The organism is Mesorhizobium sp. M7D.F.Ca.US.004.03.1.1, assembly GCF_003998635.1.
GTDB classification, from domain to species: domain Bacteria; phylum Pseudomonadota; class Alphaproteobacteria; order Rhizobiales; family Rhizobiaceae; genus Mesorhizobium; species Mesorhizobium loti.
Genome location: NZ_RZQG01000418.1, coordinates 1 through 5,134, shown reverse-complemented (window position 1 = coordinate 5,134; position 5,134 = coordinate 1). Strand labels below are relative to the sequence as shown.

The window sequence follows — 5,134 nt, the reverse complement described above, 5'->3', positions numbered from 1 at the left end:
CGAGACCATCCGCGTCGTCGCCCGCAATGGCGGCAAGACCCGGATCATCAACGGCGCCCGTAGCGTCTATTCGCTGGCGATGGAGGCTGCCCGCACCGGCGTCGGCCTCGTCGCGTTGATCGAACGCAAGGGGCTTGGCGAGACGGTCGATCTCGAGGCGGCCTACAAGAAGGGGCGGCTGCTGTCGCCGATCAACCACCCCGACCCGGCGCATCTGCACCTGACCGGCACCGGACTGACGCATCTGGGTTCGGCCGCGACACGCGATTCCATGCACAAGAAGCTCAGTGCCGACGGCGAGGAGCAACTGACCGATTCCATGAAGATGTTCCGCATGGGGCTGGAGGGCGGCAAGCCCGCGAAAGGCCAGATCGGCGTGCAGCCGGAATGGTTCTACAAGGGCAACGGCACGATGGCGGTGGCGCCAGGTGCCGCACTCCTGTCACCGGCTTTCGCCAAGGACGCCGGCGAAGAGCCGGAGGTGGCCGGCATCTATGTCATTGGCGACGACGGCGCGCCGTTCCGTGTCGGCTTCACGCTGTCGAACGAGTTTTCCGACCACGTCACCGAACGCGTGAACTATCTCTTCCTCGCCCATTCCAAGCTGCGCAACGCCTCGTTCGGGCCGGAAATCCTGATCGGCGACCTGCCGTCCGACATCCGCGGCACCTCGCGCATCCTGCGCGACAGCGAGGTGCTATGGGAAAAGCCGTTCCTGTCCGGTGAAGCGAACATGTCGCACACCATCGCCAATCTCGAACACCACCATTTCAAATATGCAGCCTTCCGCCAGCCGGGCGACGTGCATGTGCACATGTTCGGCACGGCGACGCTGTCCTTCGCCGACGGCATCAAGACCGAGGCAGGCGACGTGTTCGAGATCGAGGCCAAGGATTTCGGCCTGCCGCTGCGCAATCCCCTCGAGATCGAACAGCCGGTGAAGGTGGCGGTGAAGGCGCTGTAGAAAGGGTGATCTCCCCCCTTGAGGGGGAGATGTCGCCGAAGGCGACAGAGGGGGTCGTCGCGCGTGGAGCGCCGACGTCTTCTCGCGGCACCAGACGACGCTGGCGTTCTACGCGCAGCGACCCCCTCTGGCCTGCCGGCCATCTCCCCCTCAAGGGGGGAGATTGGCAGCTTCAACGTCTCAATAAATATCGAAGTCGAAATACTTGGCCTGGATCTTCTTGTAGGTGCCGTCGGCGACGATCGCGTCGATGGCCGCGTTGAGCTTGTCGCGAAGTGCTGTGTCTTCCAGGCGAACGGCAATGCCGGCTTGCGTTTCCGTACCCTTGACGTCGCCGACCAGCTTGCAACAGCCGTCGCTTGCCTTCTTCAGCCAGTCCATCAGCACGAACTTGTCCGAGATCACGGCGTCAAGCCGGCCGTTGGTCAGGTCGGTGATCGCCTCTTCCTGGGTCGGGTAGAGTTTTGCCTCCGCACCGGCCTTGCCATAGCTATTCTGGGCATAGTCGGCCTGCGTGGTCGAAGCCTGGGCGCCGACCGTCTTGCCGGCAAGGGCCGTCGGTTCGGTCGAGGTGAGATCGCTGTCCTTCGGCGCCACCAAAGCGAGCGGTGTCGTATAATATTTGTTGGTGAAGGAGACCTGCTTCTTGCGCTCCTCGGTGATGCTCATCGAGGCAATGATGGCGTCGAATTTCTTGGCCTGCAAAGCGGGAATGATGCCGTCCCAGTCCTGGGTGACGATCTCGCATTCGACCTTCATTTGCGCGCACAGCGCATTGGCGATGTCGATATCGAAGCCTTCGACCTTGCCATCGGCCGTAATGGTATTGAACGGCGGATAGGCGCCCTCGGTGCCGATCTTGATTTTCTCAACCGCCTGCGACAGCGAGCCGGCTGCCATCACCAGCATGGCAGCACCCGCTGCCGACATGATCCATTTCGAAATCTGCATTTTCTTGGTTCCCCTTGAACGCCAGCATCTTGACGACCAGCAAGGCAGCCAAGCATGGCGAGCCAGTACAGGCAAGTATTTTGCCTGACGGTAATAGGCGCTCAGCGCGCGGCGCGGAAATGCTTGGACAGCTTCAGGCCCTGCGCCTGGTAGTTGGAGCCGAGATCGGTGCCGTAGAGCGCCTGCGGCCGCTTCAGCATGTGCTCGTAGACCAGCCGGCCGACAATCTGGCCATGGTCGAGGATGAACGGCACTTCGTGGCTGCGCACTTCGAGCACCGCCCGGCTGCCGGTACCACCGGACGCGGAATGGCCAAAGCCCGGATCGAAGAAGCCGGCATAGTGGACGCGGAATTCGCCGACCAGCGGATCGAAGGGCGTCATCTCGGCGGCGTAGAGCGGCGGCACATGCACCGCCTCCTGGCTGACGAGGATGTAGAACTCGTCGGGATCGAGCACCAGCTCGCCGGCGCCGCTCTTGTGGATCGGCTCCCAGAAGTCGACGACCTCCTGTGCCGCGCGCTTGTCGACATCGACAAGACCGGTGTGATGGTTGCCGCGATAGCCGACCAGCCCGTTCTGATCGCCGTTGAGGTCGATCGACAGCGCGATGCCGCCGCCGGAAATGTTCGGCGGCTCGGTGGCGACCAGCATCTGCGCGCGATGCAACTCATTCAGCTCGGCTTCCGAAAGCAGCGCATTGCCGGTGCGGAAACGTATCTGCGACAGACGCGAACCGGTGCGAGCGACGATCGGGAAGGTGCGCGGGCTGACCTCCAGATAGAGCGGCCCATGATAGCCGGCAGCGATCTTGTCGAACTCGTGGCCGCGATCGGTCATGACGCGGGTGAAGATGTCGAGCCGCCCGGTCGAACTCTTCGGATTGGCCGAGGCCGAAATGTCCGCCGGCAATGCCAGGCTTTCAAGCAAGGGCACGATGTAGACGCAGCCGGTCTCCAGCACCGCGCCCTCGGCAAGATTGATCTCGTGCAGCTTCAGCCTATCGAGCTTTTCCGAAACCTTGTGGTTGGGACCCGGCAGGAAGGAGGCACGCACCCGCCAGGCCTTGTCGCCGAGCCTGAGATCAAGACTGGCCGGCTGGATCTGGTCGGCATCAAGTGCGCGCGCCGACTTCAGCGCGCCACACTGGAACAGCGCTGAAATGTCCTGATCGGGAAGAATGCCTGTCTGCCGCAAGGCTCCGCTCCTTAGCCGCTGGTACAAACCTCTTAATGAAGCCGGCAATTGACGCAAGCGTGGCGCGGGTCTAAAGGGTCGTTATCCCGTGGTGATTTGGCCGGTCGGCTTGCAGCCACGTTAAACAAGTCGCTAAAGGACCGTCGGGCCGCAAGGCCGTATGGACCGGTTGCGACTTTCGCGGCCGGTTTTTTTGTGTCTGGAAGAAGAGCGATGAGCACCAAGAAGCGCAACTGGAAGCCTCAGACGGCACTCGTGCACAGCGGAACGCTGCGTTCCGGTTTCGGCGAAACGTCGGAGGCGATTTACCTCACCCAGGGCTATGTCTACGAAACGGCGCAAGCCGCCGAAGCCCGCTTCAAGGGCGAGGAGCCGGGCTTCATCTATTCGCGCTATGCCAATCCGACCGTCGATATGCTCGAGAAGCGCATGTGCGCACTCGAAGGCGCGGAAGACGCGCGCGCCACCGCGTCCGGCATGGCCGCGGTGACGGCAGCCCTTCTGTGCAGCGCCAAGGCCGGCGACCATATCGTGGCGGCGCGTGCACTGTTCGGCTCCTGCCGCTGGGTGGTCGAGACGCTGGCGCCGAGATACGGCATCGAGGCGACGCTGGTCGACGGCACCGATATCGCCAACTGGGAAAAGGCGGTCAAGCCGAACACCAAGCTGTTCTTCCTGGAAAGCCCGACCAACCCGACGCTGGAAGTGGTCGATATCGCCGCCGTCGCCTCGCTTGCCAACTCGATCGGCGCGCGACTGATCGTCGACAACGTCTTCGCCACGCCCCTGCAGCAGAAGCCCTTGCAGCTCGGCGCCCATATCGTCGTCTATTCGGCGACCAAGCACATTGACGGCCAGGGGCGCTGTCTCGGTGGCGTCATCCTGTCGGACAAGAAGTGGATCGACGAGAACCTGCACGACTATTTCCGCCACACCGGACCAAGCCTGTCGCCGTTCAACGCCTGGACGCTGTTGAAGGGCCTGGAAACGCTGCCACTGCGCGTGCGCCAGCAGACGGAAAGCGCAGGCAAGATCGCGGATTTCCTGGCCGAGCGGCCGGAAATCGCCCGCGTCATCTATCCCGGGCGCGCCGACCACCCGCAGGCCGATATCGTCAAGAAGCAGATGTCGGGCGGCTCGACGCTGATCTGCCTCGACGTCAAGGGTGGCAAGCAGGCGGCCTTCGCCTTGCAGAACGCGCTCGACATCGTGCTGATCTCCAACAATCTCGGCGATGCCAAGAGCCTGATCACCCACCCGGCGACGACGACGCACAAGAATCTGAGTGACGAGGCGCGCGCCGAGCTCGGCATCGGGCCGGGTACGCTCAGGCTGTCGGTTGGCCTGGAAGATACTGACGATCTGCTTGAGGACATCGCGCAGGCGCTGAAGGCCAGATAAGAGGCCTTCAGGCGCCGGACGGCGTCTCTTCCAGCTCGGCCGCCTTGGTGCCGATGGTCATCGCGTTGCCGCGCCAGTCGACGGCACCGCCGAGCCAGCCGCGCGCCCACATCGCCGGCAGGATCAGGTCGCGCGCCATGATCGCCGCAACCATGCGTGGCGACAGGTACCAGCCCTTGGACCAGGCCAGGGCGCACTCGGGAAGATAGAAGGCCGCCAGCACGGCGATGGCGGTTGGCCAGAGGCTGATGCCGGCGCTTGCCGCCGCAATCAGCGCGAGCACCAGCGGCACCACCGCGCCTGTCAGGATTTCGGGTGCGAAGAACAGCGGGAAGGTGACGCGGCGCAGGCGCGCCCAGCGGGCCTGGCGTGACCAGATCTCGTCAAAGGTTCGCCGACCGAGCGGTTGCTCGAAGGGCGCGGCGACGAGATTGACGCGCAGGCCGAGGCCATTGACCAACTTGGTCGCGGCAGCGTCCTCGGCGATCTCGGCGGCCAGCGCGCGGATGCCGCCATTGGCGTCGAGCATCGGCTTGTTCCAGAGCATGCTCTTGCCCTGGGCAAAGCCAAGGCCAAGCGCCTCGCCGGCATATTGCCAGCGTGCCTGCAGCGTGCTGAGGAA

5 protein-coding genes and 1 riboswitch are annotated in these 5,134 nt (G+C 63.7%); of the genes, 2 read left to right on the top strand and 3 right to left on the bottom strand.

Annotated features, from left to right (window positions below; genetic code table 11):
- Positions 1–7 precede the first annotated feature (7 nt).
- Positions 8–964 (top strand): AraD1 family protein, encoded by a 957-nt coding sequence (araD1, locus tag EN935_RS21555; protein ID WP_127373591.1) that lies wholly within the window; start codon positions 8–10, stop codon positions 962–964.
- A 180-nt stretch (positions 965–1,144) separates the two neighbouring features.
- On the opposite strand, the gene EN935_RS21550 is transcribed toward araD1, so the two are convergent.
- Entirely contained in the window at positions 1,145–1,915 is a 771-nt protein-coding gene (locus tag EN935_RS21550; protein WP_127263617.1) for an ABC transporter substrate-binding protein, read from the bottom strand.
- Positions 1,916–2,016: 101 nt separating this feature from the next.
- Positions 2,017–3,111: a 2'-deoxycytidine 5'-triphosphate deaminase gene (locus EN935_RS21545; protein ID WP_127373590.1), complete on the bottom strand. Its 1,095-nt coding sequence runs from the start codon at positions 3,109–3,111 to the stop codon at positions 2,017–2,019.
- Between the two features lie 78 nt (positions 3,112–3,189).
- Positions 3,190–3,267: riboswitch (SAM riboswitch) on the top strand.
- A gap of 57 nt (positions 3,268–3,324) precedes the next feature.
- On the opposite strand from EN935_RS21545, the gene EN935_RS21540 reads away from it, so the two are divergent.
- Positions 3,325–4,512: an O-succinylhomoserine sulfhydrylase gene (locus tag EN935_RS21540; RefSeq protein WP_127263619.1), complete on the top strand. Its 1,188-nt coding sequence runs from the start codon at positions 3,325–3,327 to the stop codon at positions 4,510–4,512.
- Between the two features lie 7 nt (positions 4,513–4,519).
- Here EN935_RS21540 and EN935_RS21535 read toward each other — a convergent pair.
- Positions 4,520–5,134 (bottom strand): glycosyltransferase (locus EN935_RS21535; protein ID WP_281040351.1); only part of this gene is annotated, 615 nt, incomplete at its 5' end.

Bases quoted from the DNA above. Each gene is read 5' to 3' on its own strand.
- EN935_RS21550 (WP_127263617.1), bottom strand. From the start codon at position 1,915: ATGCAGATTTCGAAATGGATCATGTCGGCAGCGGGTGCTGCCATGCTG.
- EN935_RS21540 (WP_127263619.1), top strand. From the start codon at position 3,325: ATGAGCACCAAGAAGCGCAACTGGAAGCCTCAGACGGCACTCGTGCAC.